The following is a 25,096-nucleotide window of genomic DNA, read 5'->3' as shown; positions in this document are numbered from 1 at the left end:
CGCGCCGCCGCTCACCGCACAAACCCGTGGCCGGTCGGCCGGTCCGCCGCTACCGTCCGACCCATGGACCCCGCGACGCAGGACCCCAAGGCCACGATGCTGCGCTACCTGCGCGCCGCCCGCGAGAGCGTGCTGTGGAAGGTCGAGGGGCTGGACGAGCACGACGCCCGCCGTCCCCTCACGCCGACCGGGACGAGCATGCTCGGCCTCGTCACGCACCTGACCTGGGTGGACTGCGGCTACCTGGGCGAGTGCTTCGGCCGGACCTTCCCCGAGGCACCGCCGTGGGACCTCGAGGACCCGGCCACGGACCCCGACGCCGACCTGGTCGCCTCACCCGACCTGAGCCTCGCGGAGACGCTGGCGCTCTACCGGCGCGCGGCGCGGTGGTCGGACGAGACGGTGGAGCAGACCGCCCTGGACGCGACCGGGCACGTCCCCTGGTGGGGGCCGGACCGGGACCGCCCCACGCTGCACACGGTGCTGCTGCACCTCACCACCGAGACGCACCGGCACGCGGGCCAGCTCGACATCCTCCGGGAGGGGCTGGACGGCCGGATCGGGATGCGCCCCGACGTGCTCAACCTCGACCTCGAGACCGACTGGGCGGCCCACGTCGCACGGGTCCAGGCCGCCGCCGACCGCTTCGGCACCCCGGACGCCTGAGCCACCTCCTCGCCCGCAGGTATGCCGACCCTGTGGACAACTTCTGCGACCGGCGCCCGACCTGTGCTGGGCTGTCGCCATGGGGAACCGCACGCCACTGACCGCAGCAGCCCTGCTCGCCGTCGTGCTCGCCGCCTGCACCGGCAGCCCCGGCGAGACCGACGCCACCACCTCCACCGGGCCGACCCGCGACGACGCGGCGTCGACCTCGCGCGCCCCCGACGACCCCGCCGCCACGACCACCTCCGGCCCACCCGTGGCCGAGCCCGCCGAGCAGCAGTGGCAGATCGTCACGCAGCCGATGTCCGCACCGGTGGTGGAGGGCTCGACGGTGCTCTACTACGCCTTCGTCGCCGAGGCGATGCAGCTCGTCGCGGTCAGCGCGGCCGACGGGGAGGTCCGCTGGCGGGCCCCGGCGACGATGTCCTCGGCCGTCACCGGAGTCGGGGCGCGCGTGCAGGTCGTCGACGGGCAGGTGGTCCTGCTCAGCCCGGCCGAGGGTGGCTCGTCACGCCTCGCACGACTCGAGGTCCGTGACCCCGAGTCCGGTGACGTGGTCGTGCAGACCGACCCGCAGGAGTTCGCCGACCTGCCGGAGCGGTGCGCCGCGGACGAGGACCGCGTGTGTGCCCAGGTCTACCGCGGCGGCCCGTCCGTGGACGTCCGGCTGACCGACGACGGCACGCTCCAGGACGCCCCCGCCGAGGGCCTCCCCGGCTGGCAGGACATCGGCTCGCTCGGGATGGCCCGCGAGACCGGGCAGCACATCGGCCGGGTGGTGGACGGTGAGCTGCTGTGGGACCTCGACCTGGGCGAGGTGATCGCCCAAGGGGCCTCGACCAACACGGGATGGACCTTCCAGGACGTCCTCGACGAGGAGCTGATCGTGGCCTCGGTGGGCACCCGCGACGCGTGGTCCGGCGACACCGTGACCATCGACGTGACCGACTACGCCGCCTTCGCCCTCGATCCCGCCGACGGGACCCTCGTCTGGAAGGAGGAGAGCACGGACGCCTTCTGCGACATCGCCGTGCCGGACCGCGAGCCGGCGGACGAGCCGCTGCTCGCGTGCCGGTGGAAGTCCGGCACCGTGGTGGCCGGGGACGGCGACGTGGAGGCGGAGGACCTCGACGTGGAGCTCGTCCGCCTGGACCCGCGCTCGGGCACGACGCTCTGGCAGCTCCCGCTGGGTGACGCGGAGGGACAGGTCGACGGCTGGCGCCCCGTCGTGCTCCCCGGGACCGAGGGCACCGCGGTGGTCGGCACCGGCGAGGACGCGCTCGTCGTGGACCTGGAGACCGGCGAGGCGAGCCCGGCGCCGCAGGACCTGGTCACCTGGGACGACGGCGCCGGGTCGGTCGACGTGCTGACCCACGGCGAGCGCCGCAGCGTCAGCCGCGTGGGCGTCGTCGACCCCAGCACGGCCGACGGCTCGGACACCGTCACCTGGCCGCTGGCCGGGCACGTCGGCGCCGAGGTGGAGGTGGGCGGCACCGAGCTGCGGGTCGTCTCCCAGGACCGCTCCGTCACCGCCTACCGCTCGCCCTGAGCGCCACGCGTCAGCGGTTCGGTATGCCGTCCGGCGCGCAGATGAAGTGCGCCACGAGCGCGGTCCAGCCGGTCTGGTGCGAGGCACCGAGGCCGCGACCGTCGTCGCCGTGGAAGTACTCGCTGAAGGTCGGGTGGACGTCCCACAACGGCCCGGTCGGGTGGTGCCGCGGCGTACTGGGCCGCCGCCCGTCCGGCCCGGGGCGGAAGAGCGAGACCAGCCGCTCCTCGACCTGGTGCGCGACCTGCTCCATCCCCATCCGGCGCCCGGACCCGGTGGGGTACTCCACCTCGACCCCGGCCCCGGCACCGCGGCCGTAGATCCGTAGGGCGTCCAGCAGCAGCGCGTTGACCGGCAGCCAGACCGGTCCGCGCCAGTTGGAGTTGCCGCCGAACATCCCCGAGTCGGACTCGCCGGGCACGTAGCGCAGCGACAGGTGGTGCCCCGCGATGTCGACCTCGACCCCGTCGCGGTGCGCCGCGGACAGCGAGCGGATCCCGTGCGGCCCGAGGAACTCGCCCTCGTCGAGCAGCGGCGCCAGCAGCGCCTGCCACTGGTCCCGGGAGATGAGCGACAGGGTGCGCAGCGCATACCCGCGGTGGTTGGTGTGGATGAGCGCGTCGGCGAGCTCGGGGCGCCGCTCGGTCCATCCCTGGAAGAAGTCGGTGAGGTCCGGCAGCTCGGTCGCCACCCAGTTCGGGACGATCGAGATCCCGGTGAGCGGCAGCAGCCCGACCATCGAGCGCACCGGCATCCGGTGCGCCGTGCCGTCCTCGCCGACGAGCACGTCGTGGAAGAAGCCGTCGTCTGCGTCCCACAACGAGGTGTGGTGGGTGCCGAAGTCGTCCAGCGCCTCGGCGATCGACAGGAAGTGCACGAGGAACTTCGTCGACACCTCGTCCCACGCGTTGTCGTGGCGGGCCAGCTCGGCCGACATGCGCAGCATCTTGAGGCAGAACATCCCCATCCACGCCGTCGCGTCCGCCTGCTCCAGCCGCTGCCCGCCGGGCAGCTCCTCGCTGCGGTCGAAGAGCCCGACGTTGTCCATCCCGAGGAACCCGCCCTCGAAGACGTTGGAGCCCTCGGAGTCCTTGCGGTTCACCCACCACGGGAAGTTGAGCAGCATCTTGAGCACGATCCGCTGCAGGAAGTCGCGGTCCCGCCCGCCGTCGATGCTGTAGACCTGCCACGCGGCCCAGGGGTGCACGGGCGGGTTCACGTCGGAGAAGTTCCACTCGTAGGCCGCCAGCTGACCGTTGGGGTGCATCACCCACTCGCGGCACATGAGCAGCAGCTGCCACTTGGCGAAGAACGGGTCGACGTGGGCGAGGGCGACGCAGTGGAAGGCGAGGTCCCAGGTGGCGAACCAGGGGTACTCCCACTCGTCCGGCATCGAGATAACCTCGGCGAGGTTGACGTGCCGCCAACGGGTGTTGCGGCCGGACTGTCGGGTATGCCGCTGCGGTGGGGGCGGCGGCTGCGCCGGGTCTCCCTCGATCCAGCGACGCAGGTCGTAGAGGTAGAGCTGCTTGCCCCACTGCAGCCCCGCGAAGGCGCGGCGCGCGATCAGGGTGTCTTCCTCGCTGGTGCCGGCGGGGATCACCGCGGCGTAGAACGCGTCGCACTCCCGGCGGCGAGCGGCGAGGACGTCCTCGAATCCCGCTGCGGGAGAAGGCTCCCCGTCCAGATCGGTCAGCCGTAGCCGGACCGTCACGCTCGCACCCGGCGCAACCTGCTCAAAGGCCCACCACAGGGCCGCCTTGGTGCCCTCCTGGTCCGGGTTGGTGGCGTCGGCCTGCCCGTGGACGACGGCCCGGTTGATCGCGTCCTTGGGGTAGGCCGTCGTCCCCTCCCGGACGGCGCCCTCGCCGTAGAGCGCGGCCACGTTGGTCTCGTTGTCGCAGAAGAGAAGTCGGGCCTGCGCACCCTCGGCGCCCGGGCCCGCCGACCCCGAGAGCCGCACCCGACCCAGCTCGTGGTGCTCGCCGACGATCGCGACGTCATACCCCTCGCGCGGGTCGCCGGCCCACAGTCGCGGACGACGTTCGTCGAGCCCCCAGCTCCACGTGTTGCGGAACCACAGCTGCGGGACCAGGTGCAGCTCAGCGGGATCCGGCCCGTGGTTGGTCGCGGTGATCTCGACGCACAGGTCGCTTGGGCTGGCCTTGGCGTGCGTGACCTGGACGTCGAAGAAGCGGTCCTCGTCGAGCACCCCGGTGTCCGCGAGCTCGTACTCCTCGTCCCCGACACCGCGCTCGCCGTTGACCCGCACCAGCTCCTCGTAGGGGAAGGCCGCCTGGGGGTAGCGGTAGAGCCAGGAGGCGTACGAGTGCGTGGGGGTGCCCTCGAGGGCCCACCAGTACTCCTTGACGTCCTCTCCGTGGTTGCCCTGAGGGTTGGTCAGCCCGAAGAGCCGCTCTTTGAGCCGGTCGTCGCGACCGTTCCAGACCGCGAGCCCGAGGTTGAGGTAGCCGTCCAGGTCGCAGAGGCCGGCCAGACCGTCCTCGCCCCAGCGGTAGGCGCGCAGGTGGGCGTGGTCGAAGGGGAAGGAGGCCCAGGCGTTGCCGTCGGCGGAGTAGTCCTCCCGGACCGTCCCCCACTGTCGGGCCGAGACGTAGGGGCCCCAGTGCCGCCAGGCGGCGCGCGAGTCGTCGGAGTCGGCGAGGCGGTCGTGCTCAGCGGTGCTCACGGCCGCCAGCGTGCCACACGCGCGCCGTCGGCAGCCCACACGGTGAGGCCCCGGCAGGACGGCCCACGCCCGCGCGTCTAGCGTAGAGGTATGCCTGCACGTGACCTCTCCGGCCAGCGCGTCGCCGTCGTGGGTGCCAGCGGCGCCCTCGGCTCACGCATCGCCCAGCACCTCGCCGACCACGGTGCCCGCCCGCTGCTCGTGGGCCGCGACGAGCAACGGCTCCGCGACACCGGCCTGGAGGCCCCCGTGGTGGTGGCCGACCTGGTGGACGCCGGCGCGGGCGACCAGGTGGCCGAGGCCGCCCAGGAGCACCTCGGTGGGCTCGACGGCGTCGTCAACGCCGCCGGCGTGGCCGCCTTCGGCGCGCTCGTCGACACCCCCGACGAGGTGATCGAGGAGGTCTTCGCCACCAACGTCATCGGCCCCGCCTTCCTGCTGCGCCGACTGCTGCCGCTGGTCCAGGAGTCGCAGGGCTTCGTCGTCAACCTCAGTGCCATCCTCGCCGAGCGGCCGATGGCCGGCATGGGCGCCTACTCCGCGAGCAAGGGCGCGCTCACCGCCCTCGACCGAGCGCTGGCGACCGAGCTGCGGCGCGCGAAGGTGCGGGTCATCGACGTGCGGCCGCCGCACACCGAGACCGGGCTGGTCGACCGCGCCATCCACGGCGAGGCACCGAAGCTGCCCGACGGGCTCGAGCCGGACGAGGTCGCCCGGCGGGTGGTGCGCGCGATCGCCGAGGACGACTCCGAGGTCGCCTCGGACGACTTCGGCGGCTGACCAGCCCCAGCCCTCCCGCTCCCCCGCCCGGCCCGGTCGGGCTGTGCCACACTGCGCCGATGCGAGCGGTGCTGGTGGTCGGGGCCGGGGTGCTCGGGCTGACCTGCGCCATCCGGCTGCTGGAGGCCGGTCACCGGGTCGACGTCGTGGCCGCCGACCCGCCGCCGGCCACGACCTCCGCGGTGGCCGCCGCCCTCTGGTACCCCTACCGCGCGCTCCCGCAGGACCGGGTCACCGCCTGGTCCGCGACGACCTACGACGTCCTCGCCGACCTGGCGCACGACCCGACGACCGGCGTGGCGATGCGCGTCGGCACCGAGCTGCTCCGCACGCCGCAGCCCGACCCGTGGTGGGCCGACGCGGTCCCCGACCTCACCCACGTCACCGACGTGCCCGGGTATGCCGGTGGCTGGCGGTTCACGGCGCCCGTGGCGGAGATGGGGACGCACCTGAGACTGCTGGCGGCGCGTCTGGAGGAGCTCGGCGGCACCCTGACCCGGGCCTACCTGGACCGGCTGCCCGAGAGCGAGGACGAGGGCGTCGACGTGGTCGTCAACGCCTCCGGGCTCGGCGCCGAGCGGCTCGGCGCCGACCCGACCCTGTCACCGGTCCGCGGCCAGGTGGTGGTCGTCGAGCAGGTGGGGCTGGAGCAGTGGTGGCTCGACCCGGGTGCGCCCGGCGGCCCGACCTACGTCGTCCCCCGCCGCGACGACATCGTGCTGGGCGGCACCGACCAGCCCGGCGAGCGGGACCGCGAGCCCGATCCCGCCACCGCCGAGGACATCCTCGCGCGGGCCGCCGCGCTGGTGCCCGCCCTCGCCGGGGCGCGGGTGCTGCGGCACGCCGTCGGCCTGCGACCGGTGCGCCCGCAGGTGCGGGTCGAGCGGGTGGGTGACGTCATCCACTGCTACGGCCACGGCGGCGCCGGCGTGACCCTCAGCTGGGGCTGTGCCGCCGAGGTCGTGGAGCTCGCCGGATGAGCGACCTGCAGTGCCCCGCCCGGATCGTGATCCATCACGATGCCGATGTCCTGGTCGGCGCTCTGTCCCGAGAACGGGTGCTGCACGTCTACAGCGGCGCGGACCCGGCTGCCGCTGCGATCGCGGAGCGTCTCGCGGTGGAGCTCGGGGTCGCCGGCACACGGTGGGCGGAGGGGACGGGCGCCCCCGCCGGGTCGTGCATCGCGCGAGAGGTGCTCGAGGACCTGGCGGACCGGCACCGGGGCGAGACGGTCGTGGTGGTGAGCCACGGCGGCGCGATCCTGGCGACGTTGGCGGCGCTGGAATGGCCGGGCCTCGCCGCCGAGCTGGCCCCCGGTGCGGGCGTGGTCCTGGAGCGCGACGGCGACGGCTGGCGGCATACCGGCACCGTGTGAGTCCCGCTGCCCGCCGCCGATCCCGGACCGACGTCGGGATAGCACAACCTGGATCGGCGAACGTCCCGATGACGGTCCTGCTGTCCCGTGGTCACTCCCGAGACGGAGCTCAGACGGCGTAGGCGCCGAGCTGCCCGTGCAGGTCGGGGTCGACCTTGGCCTCGACCCGGGTGCCCTCGGCGGTGTGCTCCTCGCGCAGGATCTCGCCCTCGTCGTAGAGCCGGGCGACGAGGTCGCCTCGGTCGTAGGGCAGCAGGACGTCGACGAGGATCTCCGGGCGCGGCAGCGCCGCCTCGACCGCCTCCAGCAGCTCCTGCACCCCGTCACCGGTCTTCGCCGAGACGACGACCACCCGCGGGTAGGCCCGCCGCAGCCGGTCGAGCACCTCGGGGTCCGCGAGGTCGGCCTTGTTGACCGCCACGACCTCGGGGATCTTCAGGGCGGCACCCTCGTCGATCTCGGCGAGCACGGCGTGCACCGCGTCGACCTGGCCCTCCGGGTCCGGGTGCGCGCCGTCGACGACGTGCAGGAGCACGTCGGCGTCGGCCGCCTCCTCCAGCGTGGAGCGGAAGGCCTCGACCAGCTGGTGCGGCAGCCGCTTCACGAAGCCGACGGTGTCGGAGAGCGTGTAGGCCCGGCCCTCCTCGCTCTCGGTGCGCCGGACAGTCGGGTCCAGCGTGGCGAAGAGCTGATTCTGCACCAGCACGCCCGCCCCGGTGAGCCGGTTGAGCAGCGAGGACTTGCCGGCGTTGGTGTAGCCGACGATCGCGACGCTGGGCACCTTGTTGGTGCGGCGGGAGGAGCGCTTGGTGTCGCGCACCGTCTTCATGCCGGTGATCTCGCGACGCAGCTTGGCGATGCGGGTGTTGATGCGGCGCCGGTCCAGCTCGATCTTGGTCTCACCGGGGCCGCGGGAGCCGATGCCCTCACCGCCGGCGACCCGACCACCGGCCTGCCGTGACATCGAGTCACCCCACCCGCGCAGCCGCGGCAGGAGGTACTGCAGCTGCGCCAGCTCGACCTGGGCACGCCCCTCCTTGCTCTTGGCGTGCTGGGCGAAGATGTCCAGGATCAGAGCGGTCCGGTCGATGACCTTGACCTTGACGACGTCCTCCAGCGCGCGCCGCTGGGACGGACCGAGCTCGCCGTCGCACACCACGGTGTCGGCGCCCTCGGCGGCGACGATCTCCCGCAGCTCGGCGGCCTTGCCGCTCCCGAGGTAGGTCGCCGGGTCCGGCTTCTGCCGCCGCTGGATCACGCCCTCGAGGACGGTCGACCCCGCGGTCTCGGCGAGGGCCGCGAGCTCGCGCAGCGAGTTCTCCGCGTCGGCCAGCGTGGTCTGCCCGTTGTCCTCCCAGACGGAGGCGAGCACGACGCGTTCCAGCCGCAGCTGGCGGTACTCGACCTCGGTGACGTCCTCGAGCTCGGTGGACAGCCCGGCGACCCGGCGCAGCGCGGCGCGCTCCTCGCGGTCGAGCTGGTCGCCGTCCCGCGCGGTCTCCTCCCCCCAGGACCCCCAGTCCACCTCCCGCAGGTCGATGTCGCTGTCCTCGCCGAGCGCCTCGGCGCGGCGCCCGAGCAGCTGGCGGCGCTGGGCGGTGGTGTCGTCGTGCGGCTGAGCCATGATCTCCTTCTGGTCCGGTGCTCGCAGGTATGCCCGCGCCCCGGCTCACGTCCCGGCTGGGTAGTCTCACCGCAGCCTCTCACTGGTGCAACGCCAGGAGCCAGAGATTTGTTGCCCGCGCCTCACGGGGTCACCTCGTCAGGTCCGCGAAGCGGTAGCGCGTCGGCCGGAAGGTGAAGCGTTCCTCCTCCCCGAGATGGTCCGCGGCGAACTGCAGATAGGCCTCCAGGGCGTCACCGCTCCGGTGGCGCGAGGCGATCGCCCGTGCCTCCTGCACCGTGGCCGTCCGGAAGAGCGCCCCACCGATCCGCACGCCGGGGTGGGAGACTGGCCGCGATGCCGACCGACCACTACTTCTCCGCCCAGCCGGCCTCCGACGACGGCCTGCGGCACGTGCGGACCCGCCTGGCGGGCCGCGACGTCGAGGTGGTGACGGCCGCCGGCATCTTCTCCCCCGACGGGATCGACAAGGGCACCCGCGTGCTGCTCGACCAGGCGCCCGCCCCGCCGGCCGCCGGCACCTTCCTCGACCTCGGCTGCGGCTGGGGGCCGCTCGCCCTCACCCTGGCGCTGGAGTCGCCCGACGCCCGGGTGCACGCCGTGGACGTCAACGAGCGGGCCCTCGACCTCGCCCGGCGTAACGCCGCCTCCCTCGACTGCGGCGAGGTCCGGGTCGACCGCCCCGACGACGTCGACCCGCAGACCCGCCTCGACCTCATCTGGTCCAACCCCCCGATCCGGGTCGGCAAGCAGGCGCTGCACGAGTTGCTGCTCACCTGGCTGCCCCGGCTCGCCGAGCACGACGACGCGGCGGCCTACCTCGTCGTCCAGAAGAACCTCGGCGCCGACTCGCTGCAGACCTGGCTGCAGACCAGCCTCCCTCCGGCGATGGGCCCGGTGCAGGTCACCCGGGAGGCGAGCAGCAAGGGCTTCCGGGTGCTGCGCGTCGCCCGCGCCTGACCCGCCATCTCACCCGGCGGCGACCACCGCGAGCGCCCGGTCGAGCAGGTCCGGCGCGTCGTGCTCGAGCCACGTCACCCTCGGGTCGGGGCCGAACCACGACTGCTGCCGGCGGGCCAGCCGGCGGGTCGCGGCCGCGGTGTCCTCGACCGCCTCGGCCTCTCCGAGCTCGCCGTCGAGCTGGCGCAGCGCCTGGGCATACCCCACCGCCCGCGAGGCGGTCCGCCCCTCCCGCAGCCCCTCCCGCTCGAGACCGCGCACCTCCTTGAGCAGCCCGTCCTCCCACATCCGCGCCGCGCGGCGCGCGATCCTCGCGTCCAGGACGTCCCGGTCCGCCCGCAGCCCGAGAATCACCGTCGGCTCGACCAGCTCGCGCGTCGGCAGGGTGGCGCTGAACGGTCGCCCGGTGAGCTCGATCACCTCCAGCGCCCGCACCACCCGGCGGCCGTTGCGCGGCTCGATCCGGGCGGCGGCCGCGGGGTCGCGGCGCGCCAGCTCTGCGTGCAGTTCCTCGGCGCCCCTCGCCTCCAGCTCGGCCTCCCAGGCCGCGCGCACCCGGGGGTCGGTCGGCGGGATGTCCAGCCGGTCGAGCAGCGCCCGGACGTAGAGCCCGGACCCCCCGACGACGACCGGGACCCGCCCGCGGGCCCGGATCGCCGCGAGGTCGGTCCGCGCCGCCCGCTGGTATGCCGCCACGCTCGCCTCCTCGCGCACGTCCAGCACGTCGAGCTGGTGGTGCCGCACCCCCTGCCGGTCGGGCACGGTGAGCTTGGCGGTGCCGAGGTCCATCCCCCGGTAGAGCTGCGAGGCGTCGGCCCCCACGACCTCCCCGCTGAGGGCCAGCGCGAGCCGCACCCCGAGGTCGGACTTGCCCGTCGCGGTGGGGCCGACCACAGCCACGACGGGGTGGTCGGCCGGCTCCCGCTGCTGCATGAGGAGCAGTCTGGCACCGGATCGCCACTGGCCCGGCCGGGCCGGTCCCCGTAGCCTGCCTCCATGACCTCCGAGCAGCCCTCCTCGCACCCTCAGCCCGACCGTCCCCGCACCGACGGCGGGCTCAGAGCCCTCTTCGACTTCAACTTCGACACCTTCGTCACCCCCAGCATCGTCAAGATCGTCTACGTCATCGCCACCGTGCTGGTCGCCCTCTTCACCGTCGTGCTCGCCATCGGCGGGTTGACGACGATGTTCCAGGGTGGCACCTCGACGCTCATCGGCCTGCTGACGCTGCTCGCCTCACCAGTCATCGGCCTGGTCTACCTCGCCTTCGTGCGGATGAGCCTGGAGCTGTACTACGCGGTGATCCGACTCTCGGAGGACGTGCACCACCGCGGTCGCCTCTGACCCGCCCCGGTTGCCGCCGGGTCCGGCGCGGTGCAGGCTGGCGTCATGAGCCAGCACCCGAGGGATGCGCAAGGACCCGAGCAGGGCACCTTCGTCGGCAGCAGCTTCGGCTCCGACGAGGACACGCAGGCCAGCGTGCCCGTCGAGGACGAGCACCAGGACCAGGGGGACCTCGCCGACGCCCAGCCGCCCGGCGAGGAGCCCGAGTCGGCGGCCGACCCGGTGGCCGGCCCAGCGCTCGCCGGCGACGTCGAGGGGATCGCGACCGAGCCCGCCCCGGGCGACCGCAACGAGCCGGTCTGAGCCGACGGCATACCCTCGGCCCATGGCGCGCCCCCCGATCGAGCTGCACATCATCGCCGACTCCACCGGCGACACCGCCGCCCGCGTGGCCCGCGCCGCCGCCGCGCAGTACCACGAGCACGACATCCGCATCGTGCGCCACCCGCGGCAGACGTCGTTGGACGGGCTGCACGACTCCTTCGCCCGCATGCGTCCGGACCAGGTGCGCACCGTCGTCTTCTCCACCGTCGTCGACGAGGCCCTGCGGCTGCGGGTGACCCAGCTCTGCGAGGAGCAGGGGGTGCCGCACGCCGACCTGCTCGAGCCCGCCGTGACGGCGCTCAGCGCGGTCACCGGGCAGGACCCGGAGCGGGTGGTGCGTCCCGTGGGCGTCGGCGAGGACTACTTCAAGCGGGTCGCGGCGATGGAGTTCTCCATCGCCAACGACGACGGCAACCTCTCCAACCACCTGCGCGAGGCCGACATCGTCCTCATCGGGGTGAGCCGCACCGGCAAGACACCCCTGTCGATGTATCTCGGCTACCTCGGCTACCGCACCGCCAACATCCCTCTCGTCCCGGGGATCGCCCCGCCCGAGCAGCTCTTCGACGTCCAGCGGTGGAAGATCGTCGGGCTCACCCTCGACCCCGAGCGGCTGCAGCAGATCCGGGGCCGCCGGGTGCGGGCCATGGGCAGCACCCAGGGCCACCGCGACGGCTACACCGACCTGGTGAAGATCTTCGACGAGCTGGACCAGGTCGCCCAGCTCCAGCGCAGCCTGGGCTGCCCGGTGATCGAGACCACCGACCTGGCGCTGGAGGAGGCGGCGGGGCGCGTCATCGAGGTGGTGCAGCGTCGCCGGCAGGCTGCCTCCGGCGGGGGGCGCGGAGGGCGGTAGGCTCCGAGACACCAAGCTCCGGGGCAGCGCGGCCCCGCCGAGACCGCGAGGAGACCGATCGACGATGGCCGGACAGGAACAGACCTACCTCTACGACATGTCCGAGGGCAACGCGCAGATGCGCTCCCTCCTCGGCGGCAAGGGCGCCAACCTGGCGGAGATGAAGCGGCTGGGCATACCTGTCCCGGACGGCTTCACCGTGAGCACCGCCGCCTGCATCGCCACGATGGAGTCCGGCGGCGAGTGGCCCGAGAACCTCTGGGAGGACGTGCTGTCCTCGCTGGAGCGGCTGGAGGAGCGCACCGGCCGCTCGCTCGGCGGTGACGCCGAGGGACGCAACCCGCTGCTCCTGTCGGTCCGCTCCGGTGCCGTCGTCTCGATGCCCGGGATGATGGACACCATCCTCAACCTCGGGATCGGCGACGACACGGTCGAGGCGCTCGCCGCCGAGGCCGACAACCCCCGCTTCGCCTGGGACTCCTACCGCCGCTTCCTGCAGATGTACGGCGAGGTCGTCGAGGGGGTCGCCCCGCACGCCTACGAGGACGAGCTCACCGCGCTGAAGTCGCGCCGCGGTGTGGAGCAGGACACCGAGCTGACCGTCGAGGACCTGCGCGAGCTCGTCGAGACGTTCAAGGACGTCTCCCGCCGCGAGCTCGGCCGGGACCTGCCGACCGACCCCCGCGACCAGCTCAAGGGCGCGATCTCCGCTGTCTTCGACTCGTGGGACACCCCGCGGGCCCGCGTCTACCGGCGCGCCAACGACATCCCCGACGACCTCGGCACCGCGGTCAACGTCATGCAGATGGTCTTCGGCAACCGTGGCGACACCTCGGCCACCGGCGTGTGCTTCACCCGCAACCCCTCCACCGGCGGCAAGGAGCTCTACGGCGAGTTCCTGCTCAACGCCCAGGGCGAGGACGTCGTCGCCGGCATCCGCACGCCCAAGTCGCTGGCCGAGATGGAGCAGGTGCTGCCCGAGGCCTACGAGCAGCTGCTGCAGACCATGCGCGACCTCGAGGCGCACTACAAGGACATGCAGGACATCGAGTTCACCGTCGAGGACGGCACGCTCTACCTGCTGCAGACCCGCAACGGCAAGCGCACCGCCGCGGCGGCCCTGCGCGTCGCGCGCGACATGGTCTCCGAGGGCGTGCTGACCCAGGAGGAGGCGCTGGAGCGGGTCGAGCCGAGCCAGCTGGACCAGCTGCTCCACCCGGCCATCGACCCCGAGCACGGCAAGGAACCGCTGGTCAAGGGCCTGCCCGCCTCTCCCGGCGCGGCCGTCGGCGAGATCGTCTTCGACGCCGACACCGCGGCGCAGCGCGGCGGCGCCGGCGACCCGGTCGTCCTCGTGCGCTACGAGACGACGCCGGACGACATCCACGGCGTCATCGTCGCCCAGGGCGTCCTCACCGCCCACGGCGGGATGACCTCGCACGCCGCCGTCGTCGCCCGCGGCATGGGCAAGCCCTGCGTCGCCGGCGCGAGCGGCATCCGCATCAACACGGCCGACAAGACGCTGACCGTCGGCGACCGGACCTTCTCCGAGGGCGACCAGATCACGCTGGACGGCTCCACCGGCGAGGTCTACGGCGAGGCGCTGGAGCTGGTGCCGCCGCAGATCAACGAGGACTTCGAGGCGATCGTCACCTGGGCCGACGAGGTGCGCCGGCTCGGGGTTCGCGCCAACGCCGACACCGGCGAGGACGCGGCGAAGGCCCGCGAGCTCGGCGCGCAGGGCATCGGGCTGTGCCGCACCGAGCACATGTTCATGGCCAGCGACCGGCTGCCGGCCGTCCGGCGGATGATCCTCGCCGACACCGAGGAGGAGCGGGCCGCGGCCCTGGAGGAGATCCTGCCGATGCAGCAGGAGGACTTCGAGGCGATCTTCACGGCGATGACGGGGCTGCCGGTGACGGTGCGCCTGCTCGACCCGCCGCTGCACGAGTTCCTCCCCGACCTCGTCGAGCAGTCGCTGCTCGTCCAGCGGCTCGAACTCACCGACGGCGACGCCGAGGAGCTGGCCTCCGCCCGGACGCTGCTCGCCCAGGTCAAGAGGCTCCACGAGCAGAACCCCATGCTGGGCACCCGAGGCTGTCGGCTCGCCATGCTCTACCCCGAGATCCCGGAGATGCAGACCCGCGCCATCGTGCGCGCCGCCCTGGCCGTGCGCGAGCGCGAGGGCGAGACGGCCGACGTGGAGATCATGATCCCGCTCGTCGCCTACGCCGCCGAGCTGAAGGCCCAGCGCGAGGTGGTCGAGCGCGCGGTCGCCGAGGAGCAGGAGGGCGCCGGCGCCCAGCTGGACGTCACCGTCGGCACGATGATCGAGCTGCCGCGGGCCGCCGTGGTCGCCGACCAGATCGCCGAGCACGCCGACTTCTTCTCCTTCGGCACCAACGACCTCACGCAGACCGGCATCGGCATCTCCCGGGACGACGCCGAGGGCGGCTTCCTCGGCGCCTACGTGCGCGACGAGGTCATCCCCCACAACCCGTTCGAGTCGATCGACCGGGACGGCGTCGGCGGGCTGGTCCGGATCGGCGCCGAGCGCGGCCGCAGCACCAGGCCCGAGCTCAAGCTCGGCGTCTGCGGCGAGCACGGCGGCGACCCGGCCTCGATCGGACTCTTCGAGGAGCTCGGTCTCAGCTACGTCTCCTGCTCGCCCTACCGCGTGCCCATCGCGCGCTTCTCGGCCGCCCGCGCCGTGCTGAGCCAGCGGGAGGGCGCCGAGGTGCGCACCGACGGCTGAGGACGACCGTATGCCCGCGACGGCCCCGGCCGGGCTGCTGCCGAGCCTGCAGGACCTCGGCGGCTTCTTCGCCCTCGCCGACCCGGCCGGGGAGCACGGGGACGCCCTGCCCTGGGTGGAGGTGCTCAGCCACGAGCGGCTGGCGGCACGCGCCGCGGACGTGCGGGCGGCGATCGCCGCCTCCAGCGGCGCACCTCTGGAGGACGTCGATCCCAAGGTCGCGATGTCGGCGCTGCAGGTCGGCCTCGCCTCCCGACTGTGGTCGGTGACGATGGCCGGCGCCGTGCTGCACGACTGGGTCCCCGACCTGGCCGCCGAGAACCTCGTGGCGAGTCCCGGGCACCGCGGACCCGTCCCGCTCGGGCTGAGGGACCCGGACCGGGGGTATGCCGTCCGCGGCACCGACGAGGCGACGCGCGTCGTGGGTGAGGTCGTGCTGGAGGACGGCCTGGCCGCGCTCGACGCCGGCTGCGCCCGGGTGGGGCGGGTGTCGGCGCAGGTGCTGCGGTCCAACTCGGCGTCGAGCCTGGTCGGGGCGGCCCGGGTGCTCAGCGCCCTGCGACCGGCTGCCGCCACCTCCGCCTGGGCGCTGGCGCGGGCGCTGCTGGGGCACCCCGGGCTCGCGCCCGGGGGACGCGTGGTCGAGCGGGCCGGGCTGCCCGAGGGCACCGGCGGGGCCATGCAGCAGCCCGAGGAGGCCTTCCTGCGCCGCGGCTGCTGCCTGTTCGACCGGCTGCCGGGCCATGGGCTCTGCCCCGACTGCGTGCGCGCCGAGCGCCGCCCCGACCTGGTGACGCCGGGCCACTGAGTCGAGTCCACGTCGAGGGGCTCCCGTGGGTCGACCCCGGCGGGGCCCTCAGCGGGGCCGGACGCTGCCCGTGCCCGCTTCCTGGTCGTAGGTGTAGACCTCGACGCCGTCGATCCAGGTGCGCAGCACGCGGGACTGGAGGTCCAGCGGGTCCCCCGACCACCACGCCAGGTCCGCGTCCTTGCCGACCGCCAGCGAGCCGACCCGCTCCTCGACCCCGAGCACCCGCGCCGGGTTGATGGTGACCGAGCGCAGAGCGGCGTCACGGTCCATCCCCTCGCGCACGGCCAGGGCGACCTGGGTGATGAGGTGATCGATCGGCACGACCGGGTGGTCGGTGATGATCGAGACCGCCACGCCGGCCCGGTCCAGGATGCCCGGGGCCCGCGGGGTGCGGTTCCGGACCTCGACCTTGGACCGGCTCACGATCATCGGGCCGTAGAGGACCGGGATGTCGTGCTCGGCGACGACGTCGGCGAGCAGATAGGCCTCAGTCCCGTGGTCCAGCACCAGGCGGTAGCCGAACTCCTCGGAGAGCCGGATCGCCGTCGCGATGTCGTCGGCGCGGTGGCAGTGCTGACGCCAGGGGATCTCGCGCTCGAGCACCTGCACCAGGATCTCGCTGACCAGGTCCGTGTCGACCGGGGTCTCCGACGCGGCCTGCCTGGCCTGGTAGCTGCGGGCGGCGGCGAAGGCCTTGCGCAGCACCAGCGCGACACCGAGCCGGGTCGACGGCGTCTTCTGCTGGTCGCCGTAGACCCGCTTCGGGTTCTCCCCCAGGGCTGCCTTGACGCCCGAGGGGTTGCGGAGCACCATCTCGTCGACGTAGCGACCGTAGGTCTTGAGCGCCACCGCCTGACCCCCGATGGGGTTGGCCGAACCGGGGTTGACGTTGACCGTCGTGACCCCGGCTCCGAGCGCGTCGTCGAAGCCCTGCTCCCGCGGGTTGATGGCATCGATGGCCCGCGCCGCGGCCATGACCGGGTCGGTCGCCTCGTTGCCGTCGACGCCGGCCCAGCCCTCGCCCTCCTCCCAGACGCCGAGGTGGACGTGCGCGTCGATGAGGCCGGGCAGGAGCCACCCACCGGCGGCGTCGACGACCTCGACGCCGTCGGGGACGTCCACCTCCGTGCGCGGACCGACCGCCGCGATGCGGCCCTCGCGCACGAGCACCGTCCCGTCCTCGATCACCTCGCCCTCGACGGGGACGACGCGGGCGCCGACGACGGCCAGGCTCGGGCTGCTGCTGCTCACGACAGGGACTCCTCTGCTCGGTGGATGACGTCCGACCCACCCTACGCAGGAGGTCTCGAGTGTGATTGACGCCTCACCCGGACCGGCCAGGTGGCGCGAGTTGACCCTTGTGCTACGGCGTGTCGCGATGGGAGGATGGGAACACTGACCTTGGCCCCGGCGTTGGCACAGGCAGTGACCGCGGTGCCGACCCCCGACCTGGCACCGCTCTCGAAGACGGACAACGAGGTGTCGTCGCCGCCCGGTGTGCACCGCTGATCCGGTTGCGGGCGACGACCACGACGACCCGCCCCGACCGGGGCACCGACCAAGGAGCAGACACTGATGGACTGGCGCAACCGCGCGGCGTGCCTCGAGGAAGACCCCGAGCTCTTCTTCCCGATCGGCAACACCGGCCCGGCGCTGCAGCAGATCGAGGAGGCCAAGGCCGTCTGCCGCACCTGCCCGGTGATCGACACCTGCCTGAAGTGGGCGCTCGAGACCGGCCAGGACGCCGGCGTGTGGGGAGGGCTCTCCGAGGACGAGCGCCGCGCCCTCAAGCGACGCAAGGCACGCGCCCGCCGCGCCAGCTGAGGCGCCGCCCCCCTCCGCACCCGTACCCCGTCCCCGCCCGAGGCCGTGACCCTCAGGCGGTGACGGACCCGCGAAGCCGCACGGTGAACCGCACGACGGTCCCGTGCGGCTTCGCCGTCTCCCAGCTGATCTGACCCCGCAGGTCGCTGATGAGGGCCTCGACGATCTGCGTGCCCAGGCCGTGACGCTCGGTGCCGGACGGGGCATACCCCGTGCCGTTGTCCGCGACGCTCACCTCGAGCAGGTCCTCGCCCGCCTCGGTGTCCCGGTGCCGGTGCGCGCTCACCACGACCCGGTAGCCCCCGCCACGCTCCTCCCCCTCCTCGAAGCCGTGCTCGACCGCGTTGTGGACGAGCTCGGCCAGGATCATCGCCAGGTGCGTCGCGTCGTCCGGGGGCAGCCAGCCGAAGGACCCCTCGAGCACCGGCTCCACCACGGCCTGGGTCGAGGCGACCTCCACCGTGGCCCGCAGCATGCGGGTGGCGACGTCGTCGAAGTCGACCTGCTCGCTGAAGCCCTGGCTGAGGGTGTCGTGCACGAGGGCCACCGTCGACAGCCGACGTCCCGCCTCGGCGAGCGCCTCCTGCGCCTTGGGGTCGTCCAGCCGCCGGGACTGCAGCCGCAGCAGTGCCGCCACGGTCTGCAGGTTGTTCTTGACCCGGTGGTGGATCTCCCGGATCGTCGCCTCCTTGCTCAGCAGCTCACGCTCCCGCCGTCGGATCTCGCTGACGTCCCGCAGGAGCAGCAGCGCCCCGACCCGCTCGCCGCCCCGGGTGAGCGGCACCGACCGCAGCGTGAGGTTCATGGCCCCGGTCTCGATCTCGGTCCCCCACGCGCCCGACCGGTGAGCACCAGCGGCACGGTCTCGTCGACGCTGGAGCCGCGGGCCAGCCGGGCCGAGACGATCTCCGCCAGGTCGGCGCCGTTGACGTGGTCGGTGTGCCCGAGCCGCCGCAGCGCCGAGACCGCGTTGGGGCTGGCGTAGTCGATGATCCCCTCCGCCGTGAGACGCAGCACCCCGTCACCGACGCGGGGCGTGCCACGGCCCACCCCGGTCGCGGTGTGGTCCATCGGGAAGGCACCTTCGGCGATCATCGAGAACAGCTGCTGGCTGATCTGGAGGTAGTTGACCTCCAGGCCACCCTGCTGGCGCATGTTCTGCAGGTCGGTGTGCCGGACCAGGACCGCGATGGGGCGCCCGGTGCGCACGACGGGGACGTACTGCTCCCGGACGAAGCCCACCTCGTCCGGGGTCGTGGACCGGCCGGTCTCCATGACCTGCGTCAGGAGCCGCTGCCGGCCCTCGTCGGGCGTCTGCCCGATGACGTCGTCGTGGTAGAAGTTGGGCCCCGTCGAGGGACGGGCGTGCGCCGCAAGGAACCACGGCGAGACGTGCGGGTCCGCGGCGTCGTCCCGCTGGACCGGCAGCCAGAGCGTCAGGTCGGCGAAGGCCAGGTCGGCCAGCATCTGCCAGTCGCCCACCAGCCGGTGCACCCAGTCGACGTCCGCTCCGGACATCGACGACCGCGACAGGGTCTCCCGCAGAACAGCCACGAGGAGAGTGTCGCAGAGGTCAGTCGGCCGATCCCTGCCGGACCAGGCCGCGCAGGGTCCGCAGCGCCACCGAGAGCGGGGCGAGGTCCGGCTGGTCCATCGCGCTCACCGTGCGCAGCACCTGGCTGGTCCGCACCAGCGCCTCTCGGTTCTCCGCCATCCACTCGCGGACCCGCTCCAGCGCCTCGGCGGACTCGCCGGAGTCGGTGCGCTCGACCACGGTGCGGGTGAGCCCGCGCATGACGCCGTAGAGGTCGTCCCGCAGCGCGCCCCGGGCCAGGGAGGACCAGCGGTCCTCGCGCGGCAGGTGCGAGACGTGGGTGAGCAGGTCGTCGATCCGGAAGGCCTCGGAGACCCCGAAGTAGACCTGGGCCACCTCGTCGACGTCCCGGTCCATGTCCTGGGCCAGCTCGACCACGTCCAGCAGCGAGTAGCTGTCGAGCAACGAGGCGAAGAGCGCCGCGAGCTCGTCCGGGATGTCGTTGGCACGGGCCCACTCCGCGCGCTCCTGCCACCGCTCCCGCTCGCTGCCCTGCAGCAGCTCCGGCAGTGCGGGGACCAGGCGTCGCACCGGCTCCGTGAAGCGCTCGATCTCGGCGTCCATCCCGGTGGAGAGCGACCGGTTGTTGAGGAACCACCGGGTCGCGCGGTCCAGGAGGCGGCGGAACTCGAGGTAGAGCTCGGTCTGGACATCGGTCGGAACGGTGTTGTCCAGCCGCTCCACGGCGGCGGTGAAGTCGGCCAACCCGAAGACGGAGCGGACGACGTGGAACGCGCGGGTGATCTGCGCGACCGTGGCGCCGGTCTCCTCCACGGCCCGGAAGGCGAAGGACACCCCACCGCGGTTGACCATGGCGTTCGCGATCTCGTTGACCACGATCTGCCGGCGCAGCGGGTGCTCGGTGATCTGCTCCGCGGCGACCTCCCGCAGCGGTTCCGGGAAGTAGGTGAGCAGCGACTCCGCGAGCGCCGGGTCGTCCGGCAGCTCGGTCTCGATGAGCGCATCCTTCAGGCCCAGCTTGGCGTAGGCGACGAGCACGGAGAACTCGGGGCTGGTCAGTCCCAGGCCCTCATTCTCACGACGCTCCCACTCGGCGTCGTCGGGCAGGAACTCCAGCTCGGGGTCGAGCCCTGCGTGCTCGCTCAGGTAGCGGATGAGCCGCTGGTGGACGGTCACCATGACCTCGCGCTGGTGACGGCCGTTGCCGATGAGGACGTTCTGGTCGTAGTTGTGCCGCAGCACCTTGTCCGCCACCTCCTCGGTCATCGAGGCGAGCAGCTCGTCACGCTCGGCCATCGACATCGTGCCGTCCTGGACCAGGGGGGTCAGGGCGATCTTGATGTTGACCTCGTGGTCGGAGGTGTCGACCCCGGCGGAGTTGTCGATGGCATCGGTGTTGACGTGCACCCCGTGCTCGGCCGCCTCGATGCGACCGCGCTGCGACAGCCCGAGGTTGCCGCCCTCGCCGACGACCCGGACCCGCAGGTCCTGGCCGTCCACCCGGATCGGGTCGTTGGCGCGGTCGCCGATCTGGGCGTCGGTCTCCGTGGAGGCCTTGACATAGGTGCCGATCCCGCCGTTCCACAGCAGGTCGACCGGGGCGCTCAGGATGGCGCGCAGCATCTCGTGCGGCGTCATCGACGTCACCTCGTCGGGGAGCCCGAGGCGCGCCCGGACCTGCTCGCTCACCGGGAGCGACTTCTGGCTCCGGGGGTAGACCCCGCCCCCTTCGCTGATGAGCGAGGTGTCGTAGTCCTCCCAGCTCGACCGGGGCAGCTCGAAGAGCCGTCGACGCTCGGCGAAGGAGGTCGCCGCGTCGGGGTCGGGGTCGAGGAAGATGTGCCGGTGGTCGAACGCCGCCACCAGCAGGATGTGCTCGGACAGCAGCATGCCGTTGCCGAAGACGTCGCCGCTCATGTCGCCGATGCCGACGACGGTGAACTCCTCGGACTGGGTGTCCAGACCCAGCTCCCGGAAGTGCCGCTTGACCGACTCCCAGGCGCCGCGCGCCGTGATCCCCATGCCCTTGTGGTCGTAGCCCGCCGAACCTCCCGAGGCGAAGGCGTCGTCCAGCCAGAAGCCGTAGTCCCGCGCGACCCCGTTGGCGATGTCGGAGAAGGTGGCGGTGCCCTTGTCCGCCGCGACGACGAGGTAGGGATCGTCGCCGTCGTGACGCACGACCCGATCGGGCTGCTGCACCTCGCCGCCGCGCCGGTTGTCGGTGATGTCGAGCATCCCGCTGATGAAGGTGCGGTAGGCGGCCCTGCCCTCCTCCATCCACGCCTCGCGGTCCGCCGCCGGGTCGGGCAGCTGCTTGGGGAAGAAGGCACCCTTGGACCCGGTCGGGACGATGACGGCGTTCTTGACCATCTGCGCCTTGACCAGGCCAAGCACCTCGGTGCGGAAGTCCTCGCGCCGGTCGCTCCAGCGCAGCCCGCCTCGGGCCACCGGCCCGAAGCGCAGGTGACTGCCCTCCACGCGCGGGGCATACACCCAGATCTCGAAGGCGGGGCGCGGCTCGGGGAGGAGCTCGAGCTCGCGCGGCAGCAACTTGAGGCTCACCCAGGCCTTGGGCTCACCGTCCTCGTCCCCCTGGTAGAAGTTGGTGCGCAGCGTCGCCCGGACGACGTCCGCGAGGCTGCGCAGGATGCGGTCCTGATCCAGGCTCGCGACCCCGTCGAGCGCGCGGTAGAGGTCGTCGGAGACATCAGCGGTCCGCTGCTCGCGCTCCTGCTCGCCCCCCTCGGCATCAGGGTCGAAGCGTGCCGCGAAGAGGTCGATGAGCAGCCGTGCGATGCCCGGGTTGGCGACCAGCGCCTCCTCGAGGTAGTCCAGGCTGAAGGTGCCGACCTGGCGCAGGTAACGCACCAGCGTGCGCAGGATGACCACGCGCCGCCAGTCCAGTCCCGCCGTGAGCACGAGCGAGTTGAGCGTGTCCGACTCACTGGCCCCGCCCCAGATCGCGGTGAAGGCGTCCTCGAAGGCGCGGGCCGCCTCCTCCTCCGTCCGGTGCTCGCCACCGGTCCAGACCGACTCCTCGCGCGCCCGCAGGCCGAAGTCGTAGATGTAGTCGGAGGAGCCGTCGTCGTCGCTGCCGTCGAGCTCGTAGGGGCGCTGGACGGTCACCTCGAGCCCGAGGTCGGCGAAGACCGGCAGGACGTGGGTGAGCGACATCGGGTCGGAGCGGTAGACCTTGAGCCGTCGCTCGGTGGCGGCGTCGCCCTCCCCGCGGTAGACGTGCGGCCGGGCCGAGGCCTCGCTGCCGTGCAGCTCACCCATCCGCTGCAGGTCCAGGTAGGCGGCCTCACCGTCGAAGTCCTCCTTGTAGGCCTCCGGGAAGGCGTCGGCGTAGCGGGCCACGAGGTCGCCCGTGGCCCCCTCGTCCTCGACGTGCGCCGCGACGGCGTCCGACAGGCCCTCCACCCACGTCCGGGTCACCGCCGCCAGCCGCTCCTGCAGCTCGGCCTGGTCCACCTCCGGCAGGTCGGCGTCCTTGGGGACCGAGATCACGAAGTGGAGCTGGGCCAGCGGTCCGTCGCCCACCCGGGTGGCGTAGTCCGCCAGCTCGCCGCCGTAGGCCTCCTCCAGCAACCGCTGCACCCGGAGCCTGTTGGCGGTGTTGTAGCGGTCTCGCGGCAGGTAGACCAGCGCGCTGACGAAGCGCCCGAACTCGTCGGGGCGGACGTAGACCTTCGCCGCCGGACGCTCCAGGAGCCGGACCACGTCGCCGGCCGTCGCCGCCAGGTGCTCCACCGAGGCCTGGAAGAGCTCGTCCCGGGGGTAGGCCTCCAGGATGCTCAGCAGGTCCTTGCCGCTGTGGCTGTCGGGCGCGAAGCCGGACTCCTCCAGCACCTGCTGCACCTTGGCGCCGACGATCGGGAGCCGCTGGGTCGACTCTGCGTAGGCGCTCTGGGTGAACAGCCCGAGGAAGCGGTGCTCCCCGACGACCTCGCCCTGCTCGTCGAAGCGGCGGATCCCCAGGTAGTCCAGCGGCACGGACCGGTGGACGGTGGCCCGGGTGTTGGCCTTGGTCACGGTGAGCAGCTGCGGCTCCCGCGCCGTCCGGGCCGCGACGGGCCGCAGCACCGTCGGCGACGGCTGGGCCCCGGTCTCCCGCAGGATGCCCAGACCGCTGCCGGGCACCGCCTGGAGCGCGAGCCCGTCGTCGGTGTCCACCAGGTCGTAGCTGCGGTATCCCAGGTAGGTGAAGTGGTGGTCGTCGATCCAGGTCAGGAAGTCGACGACGGGGCCGACCTCGTCCGACGGCACCGACCGGGGTGGACCGATCTCGAGCTCGGCCACGATGGCCCGGGCCCGCTGCCGCATGGCCTTCCAGTCCTGACAGGCGCGGCGCACGTCGGCGAGCACCCGCTCGAGGTCGTGCTGCAGCGCCGCGCGCCGGTCCGGGTCCGGCACACGGTCCACCTCGACGTGGATCCAGGACTCGACCCGGTGCCCCTCGCCCACCTGCGCGGTGTCGACGTCCAGCACCTCGCCGGAGCCCTCGTCGACGACGAGGCGCGGGTGCAGGAGTTGGTGCACCCCCAGTCCGTGGCGGGCGATCCCGCCGAGCACCGAGTCCACGAGGAAGGGCATGTCGTCGGTGACGACCTGGACCACCGTCTGCCGGCTGGTCCAGCCGCCGTCCTCGAGGGTGGGGTTGAGGACGCGCACCGCGGCCCGTCCTTGGGCCCGCTCCCCGGACAACCGGGCCATCGCCCCTGCCATCGCCGAGCGTTGCCCCTCGTCCCGCCCGGCCAACGCGGCCGGGGCCAGGTGGTGGAAGAACCTGTCGGTGAGCGTGTCGGTGGACGTCATCTGGTGCGAGCACTCCTTCAGGTCGCGGCATCAGGCCACGGGCGCACCACGACGTGCACCCCTGCCGTCAGGGTACCCGCCTGGGGACGAGCGCCGCACAGGACCCGGGCGGCTGCCTAGAGTGGTCTCATGTCCGTCCCCCGGTGGCCCTCCGACCCCGCGGACGCCACGGCCCCGGCCCCGGTCGACGCCGACCCCGGCCGGCTGCTGCGCGCCGCCGAGGAGATCAGCGGGCTGGCCCCGGACCTCGGGTGGGCCGAGGCCAGCGGACTGACGGAGGGGGTGCTCGACGCCGTGTCGCACCTGCTCGCCGATGCCGCGTCCAGGCGGGACACACCCCGTCCCCAGCCGCTCGTCGTCGGCGCCATCGGTGCCACCGACCGCCTCCCGGACCACGCCGGCTGCCGGGCTGCCGCGGCACGGCTCCGAGCCCACACCCCCGCCCTGGGCGACCACCCGGTCCCCTGGGTCGCCACCGCGGCAGGCGTGCTGGAGGAGGTGGCGGACCTGCTGGACCAGGTGGCGGACCGGACTCGACGCGGCGTGCTCGGGCCGGGCGACAAGGGCGTCGTGCTCCGGCGGCTGCACCGGTGCCAGCGACGCCTGCGCGCCGCGCTGCCCGCACCCTGACCTCAGGTCGTACCGTGAGCCCATGAGGATCACCGAGACGATCTCGCACCCCGCGGACCCGCAGCGCACCTTCGAGATGCTGACCGACCACGGCTACCAGGTGCTGCGCTGCGAGCGGTCGGGAGCGCTGGACCAGACCATCCAGATCGAGCCCGCGGCGGACGGCAGCACCACGGTGACCACGCGTCGGCACCTCCCGAACGACGGCATACCGGACATCGCCAAGACCCTCGTGGGTCCGCAGCTGCTCGTCGTCGAGACGGTGCGGTGGGGCTCCCCGGACGCCGACGGCGAGCGGGAGGGGGCCATGAGCCTGGAGCTGCCGGGCCTGCCGGTGTCGTTCACCGGCGGCATCCACCTGCGGCGTGCCGGGGAGGGCACGACAGACCACGTCGTGGACGGCGACCTCGAGGCCCGCATCCCCTTCCTCGGCCACCGCATCGAGCGCGAGGTGGCGGCACGGGTCAAGGAGTTCGTGCAGCTCGAGGAGGGCGTCGCCCGCGAGTGGCTGACCCGCGACTGAGTCCTCGGCGCCC

The 25,096-nt window shown here is 73.0% G+C and carries 22 protein-coding genes; 14 read left to right on the top strand and 8 right to left on the bottom strand.

Annotation, left to right across the window (positions count from 1 at the left end):
• Nucleotides 1-63: 63 nt before the first annotated feature.
• Together BJF86_RS15920 and BJF86_RS15915 are read left to right on the top strand one after the other, a co-directional pair.
• On the top strand, nucleotides 64-666 hold the full coding sequence (locus BJF86_RS15920; protein ID WP_075820382.1) for a DinB family protein: 603 nt from the start codon (nucleotides 64-66) through the stop codon (nucleotides 664-666).
• A gap of 79 nt (nucleotides 667-745) precedes the next feature.
• Entirely contained in the window at nucleotides 746-2,215 is a 1,470-nt protein-coding gene (locus BJF86_RS15915; protein WP_075820380.1) for a PQQ-binding-like beta-propeller repeat protein, read from the top strand.
• A 10-nt stretch (nucleotides 2,216-2,225) separates the two neighbouring features.
• Here BJF86_RS15915 and BJF86_RS15910 read toward each other — a convergent pair whose 3' ends face one another.
• The gene (locus BJF86_RS15910; protein ID WP_083653241.1) at nucleotides 2,226-4,904 is read right to left on the bottom strand and encodes an MGH1-like glycoside hydrolase domain-containing protein; all 2,679 of its coding nucleotides are present in this window, start codon (nucleotides 4,902-4,904) and stop codon (nucleotides 2,226-2,228) included.
• 90 nt (nucleotides 4,905-4,994) lie between these two features.
• Between BJF86_RS15910 and BJF86_RS15905 the strand changes: the two genes are divergently transcribed.
• From BJF86_RS15905 to BJF86_RS15895, 3 genes are read left to right on the top strand one after another with little or no spacing between them, the layout of a single operon-like run.
• Nucleotides 4,995-5,684 carry an SDR family NAD(P)-dependent oxidoreductase gene (locus BJF86_RS15905; RefSeq protein WP_075820378.1) on the top strand — a complete coding sequence of 230 codons (690 nt, stop codon included), beginning with the start codon at nucleotides 4,995-4,997 and terminating at the stop codon, nucleotides 5,682-5,684.
• Between the two features lie 59 nt (nucleotides 5,685-5,743).
• Complete coding sequence (locus BJF86_RS15900; RefSeq protein WP_075820376.1) at nucleotides 5,744-6,664, top strand: FAD-dependent oxidoreductase; 921 nt, start codon at nucleotides 5,744-5,746, stop codon at nucleotides 6,662-6,664.
• The gene (locus tag BJF86_RS15895) at nucleotides 6,661-7,059 is read left to right on the top strand and encodes a histidine phosphatase family protein (RefSeq protein WP_075820374.1); all 399 of its coding nucleotides are present in this window, start codon (nucleotides 6,661-6,663) and stop codon (nucleotides 7,057-7,059) included. The genes BJF86_RS15900 and BJF86_RS15895 overlap by 4 nt, the downstream gene beginning before the upstream one ends.
• Nucleotides 7,060-7,168: 109 nt before the next feature.
• Here the strand turns inward: BJF86_RS15895 and hflX are convergent, their stop codons facing one another.
• Together hflX and BJF86_RS15885 are read right to left on the bottom strand one after the other, a co-directional pair.
• Nucleotides 7,169-8,683: a GTPase HflX gene (gene hflX / locus BJF86_RS15890; RefSeq protein ID WP_075820372.1), complete on the bottom strand. Its 1,515-nt coding sequence runs from the start codon at nucleotides 8,681-8,683 to the stop codon at nucleotides 7,169-7,171.
• Between the two features lie 130 nt (nucleotides 8,684-8,813).
• Nucleotides 8,814-8,996, bottom strand: a complete 183-nt coding sequence (locus BJF86_RS15885) for a hypothetical protein (protein ID WP_075820370.1) — start codon at nucleotides 8,994-8,996, stop codon at nucleotides 8,814-8,816.
• 23 nt (nucleotides 8,997-9,019) lie between these two features.
• On the opposite strand from BJF86_RS15885, the gene BJF86_RS15880 reads away from it, so the two are divergent.
• Nucleotides 9,020-9,643: a class I SAM-dependent methyltransferase gene (locus tag BJF86_RS15880; RefSeq protein ID WP_022924146.1), complete on the top strand. Its 624-nt coding sequence runs from the start codon at nucleotides 9,020-9,022 to the stop codon at nucleotides 9,641-9,643.
• 9 nt (nucleotides 9,644-9,652) lie between these two features.
• Here BJF86_RS15880 and miaA read toward each other — a convergent pair whose 3' ends face one another.
• Nucleotides 9,653-10,576, bottom strand: coding sequence for a tRNA (adenosine(37)-N6)-dimethylallyltransferase MiaA (miaA, locus tag BJF86_RS15875; protein WP_075820369.1), 924 nt, complete (start codon nucleotides 10,574-10,576; stop codon nucleotides 9,653-9,655).
• 63 nt (nucleotides 10,577-10,639) lie between these two features.
• Between miaA and BJF86_RS15870 the strand changes: the two genes are divergently transcribed.
• The 5 genes from BJF86_RS15870 (at nucleotide 10,640) to BJF86_RS15850 (ending at nucleotide 15,730) form a co-directional block, all read left to right on the top strand.
• A complete protein-coding gene (locus BJF86_RS15870) occupies nucleotides 10,640-10,987 on the top strand; it encodes a DUF4282 domain-containing protein (protein ID WP_075820367.1) in 348 nt (115 codons plus the stop codon).
• Between the two features lie 45 nt (nucleotides 10,988-11,032).
• A complete protein-coding gene (locus BJF86_RS15865) occupies nucleotides 11,033-11,290 on the top strand; it encodes a hypothetical protein (RefSeq protein WP_075820365.1) in 258 nt (85 codons plus the stop codon).
• A gap of 22 nt (nucleotides 11,291-11,312) precedes the next feature.
• Complete coding sequence (locus BJF86_RS15860) at nucleotides 11,313-12,167, top strand: pyruvate, water dikinase regulatory protein (protein WP_075820363.1); 855 nt, start codon at nucleotides 11,313-11,315, stop codon at nucleotides 12,165-12,167.
• 64 nt (nucleotides 12,168-12,231) lie between these two features.
• Entirely contained in the window at nucleotides 12,232-14,922 is a 2,691-nt protein-coding gene (ppdK, locus tag BJF86_RS15855; protein ID WP_075820361.1) for a pyruvate, phosphate dikinase, read from the top strand.
• A 10-nt stretch (nucleotides 14,923-14,932) separates the two neighbouring features.
• Nucleotides 14,933-15,730, top strand: a complete 798-nt coding sequence (locus BJF86_RS15850; protein ID WP_075820358.1) for a (2Fe-2S)-binding protein — start codon at nucleotides 14,933-14,935, stop codon at nucleotides 15,728-15,730.
• A gap of 48 nt (nucleotides 15,731-15,778) precedes the next feature.
• Here the strand turns inward: BJF86_RS15850 and BJF86_RS15845 are convergent, their stop codons facing one another.
• On the bottom strand, nucleotides 15,779-16,984 hold the full coding sequence (locus BJF86_RS15845) for an amidohydrolase (RefSeq protein WP_075820356.1): 1,206 nt from the start codon (nucleotides 16,982-16,984) through the stop codon (nucleotides 15,779-15,781).
• Between the two features lie 324 nt (nucleotides 16,985-17,308).
• Between BJF86_RS15845 and BJF86_RS15840 the strand changes: the two genes are divergently transcribed.
• Nucleotides 17,309-17,557, top strand: a complete 249-nt coding sequence (locus BJF86_RS15840; RefSeq protein ID WP_010148753.1) for a WhiB family transcriptional regulator — start codon at nucleotides 17,309-17,311, stop codon at nucleotides 17,555-17,557.
• Between the two features lie 52 nt (nucleotides 17,558-17,609).
• On the opposite strand, the gene BJF86_RS19200 is transcribed toward BJF86_RS15840, so the two are convergent.
• From BJF86_RS19200 to BJF86_RS15830, 3 genes are read right to left on the bottom strand one after another with little or no spacing between them, the layout of a single operon-like run.
• Nucleotides 17,610-18,362 carry a sensor histidine kinase gene (locus BJF86_RS19200; RefSeq protein WP_237768266.1) on the bottom strand — a complete coding sequence of 251 codons (753 nt, stop codon included), beginning with the start codon at nucleotides 18,360-18,362 and terminating at the stop codon, nucleotides 17,610-17,612.
• On the bottom strand, nucleotides 18,359-19,111 hold the full coding sequence (locus tag BJF86_RS19195; RefSeq protein WP_237768265.1) for a histidine kinase N-terminal domain-containing protein: 753 nt from the start codon (nucleotides 19,109-19,111) through the stop codon (nucleotides 18,359-18,361). The genes BJF86_RS19200 and BJF86_RS19195 overlap by 4 nt, the downstream gene beginning before the upstream one ends.
• 19 nt (nucleotides 19,112-19,130) lie before the next feature.
• Nucleotides 19,131-23,930 (bottom strand): NAD-glutamate dehydrogenase, encoded by a 4,800-nt coding sequence (locus BJF86_RS15830; RefSeq protein WP_075820354.1) that lies wholly within the window; start codon nucleotides 23,928-23,930, stop codon nucleotides 19,131-19,133.
• Between the two features lie 129 nt (nucleotides 23,931-24,059).
• On the opposite strand from BJF86_RS15830, the gene BJF86_RS15825 reads away from it, so the two are divergent.
• Both BJF86_RS15825 and BJF86_RS15820 read left to right on the top strand, forming a co-directional pair.
• On the top strand, nucleotides 24,060-24,560 hold the full coding sequence (locus tag BJF86_RS15825) for a hypothetical protein (RefSeq protein ID WP_075820352.1): 501 nt from the start codon (nucleotides 24,060-24,062) through the stop codon (nucleotides 24,558-24,560).
• Nucleotides 24,561-24,582: 22 nt separating this feature from the next.
• Entirely contained in the window at nucleotides 24,583-25,083 is a 501-nt protein-coding gene (locus BJF86_RS15820) for a DUF2505 domain-containing protein (protein ID WP_022924157.1), read from the top strand.
• Nucleotides 25,084-25,096: the final 13 nt, after the last annotated feature.

Source organism: Serinicoccus sp. CNJ-927, from assembly GCF_001942435.1.
Classification (GTDB): Bacteria; Actinomycetota; Actinomycetes; order Actinomycetales; family Dermatophilaceae; genus Ornithinicoccus; species Ornithinicoccus marinus.
This window is presented reverse-complemented; position numbering and strand designations above follow the sequence as displayed.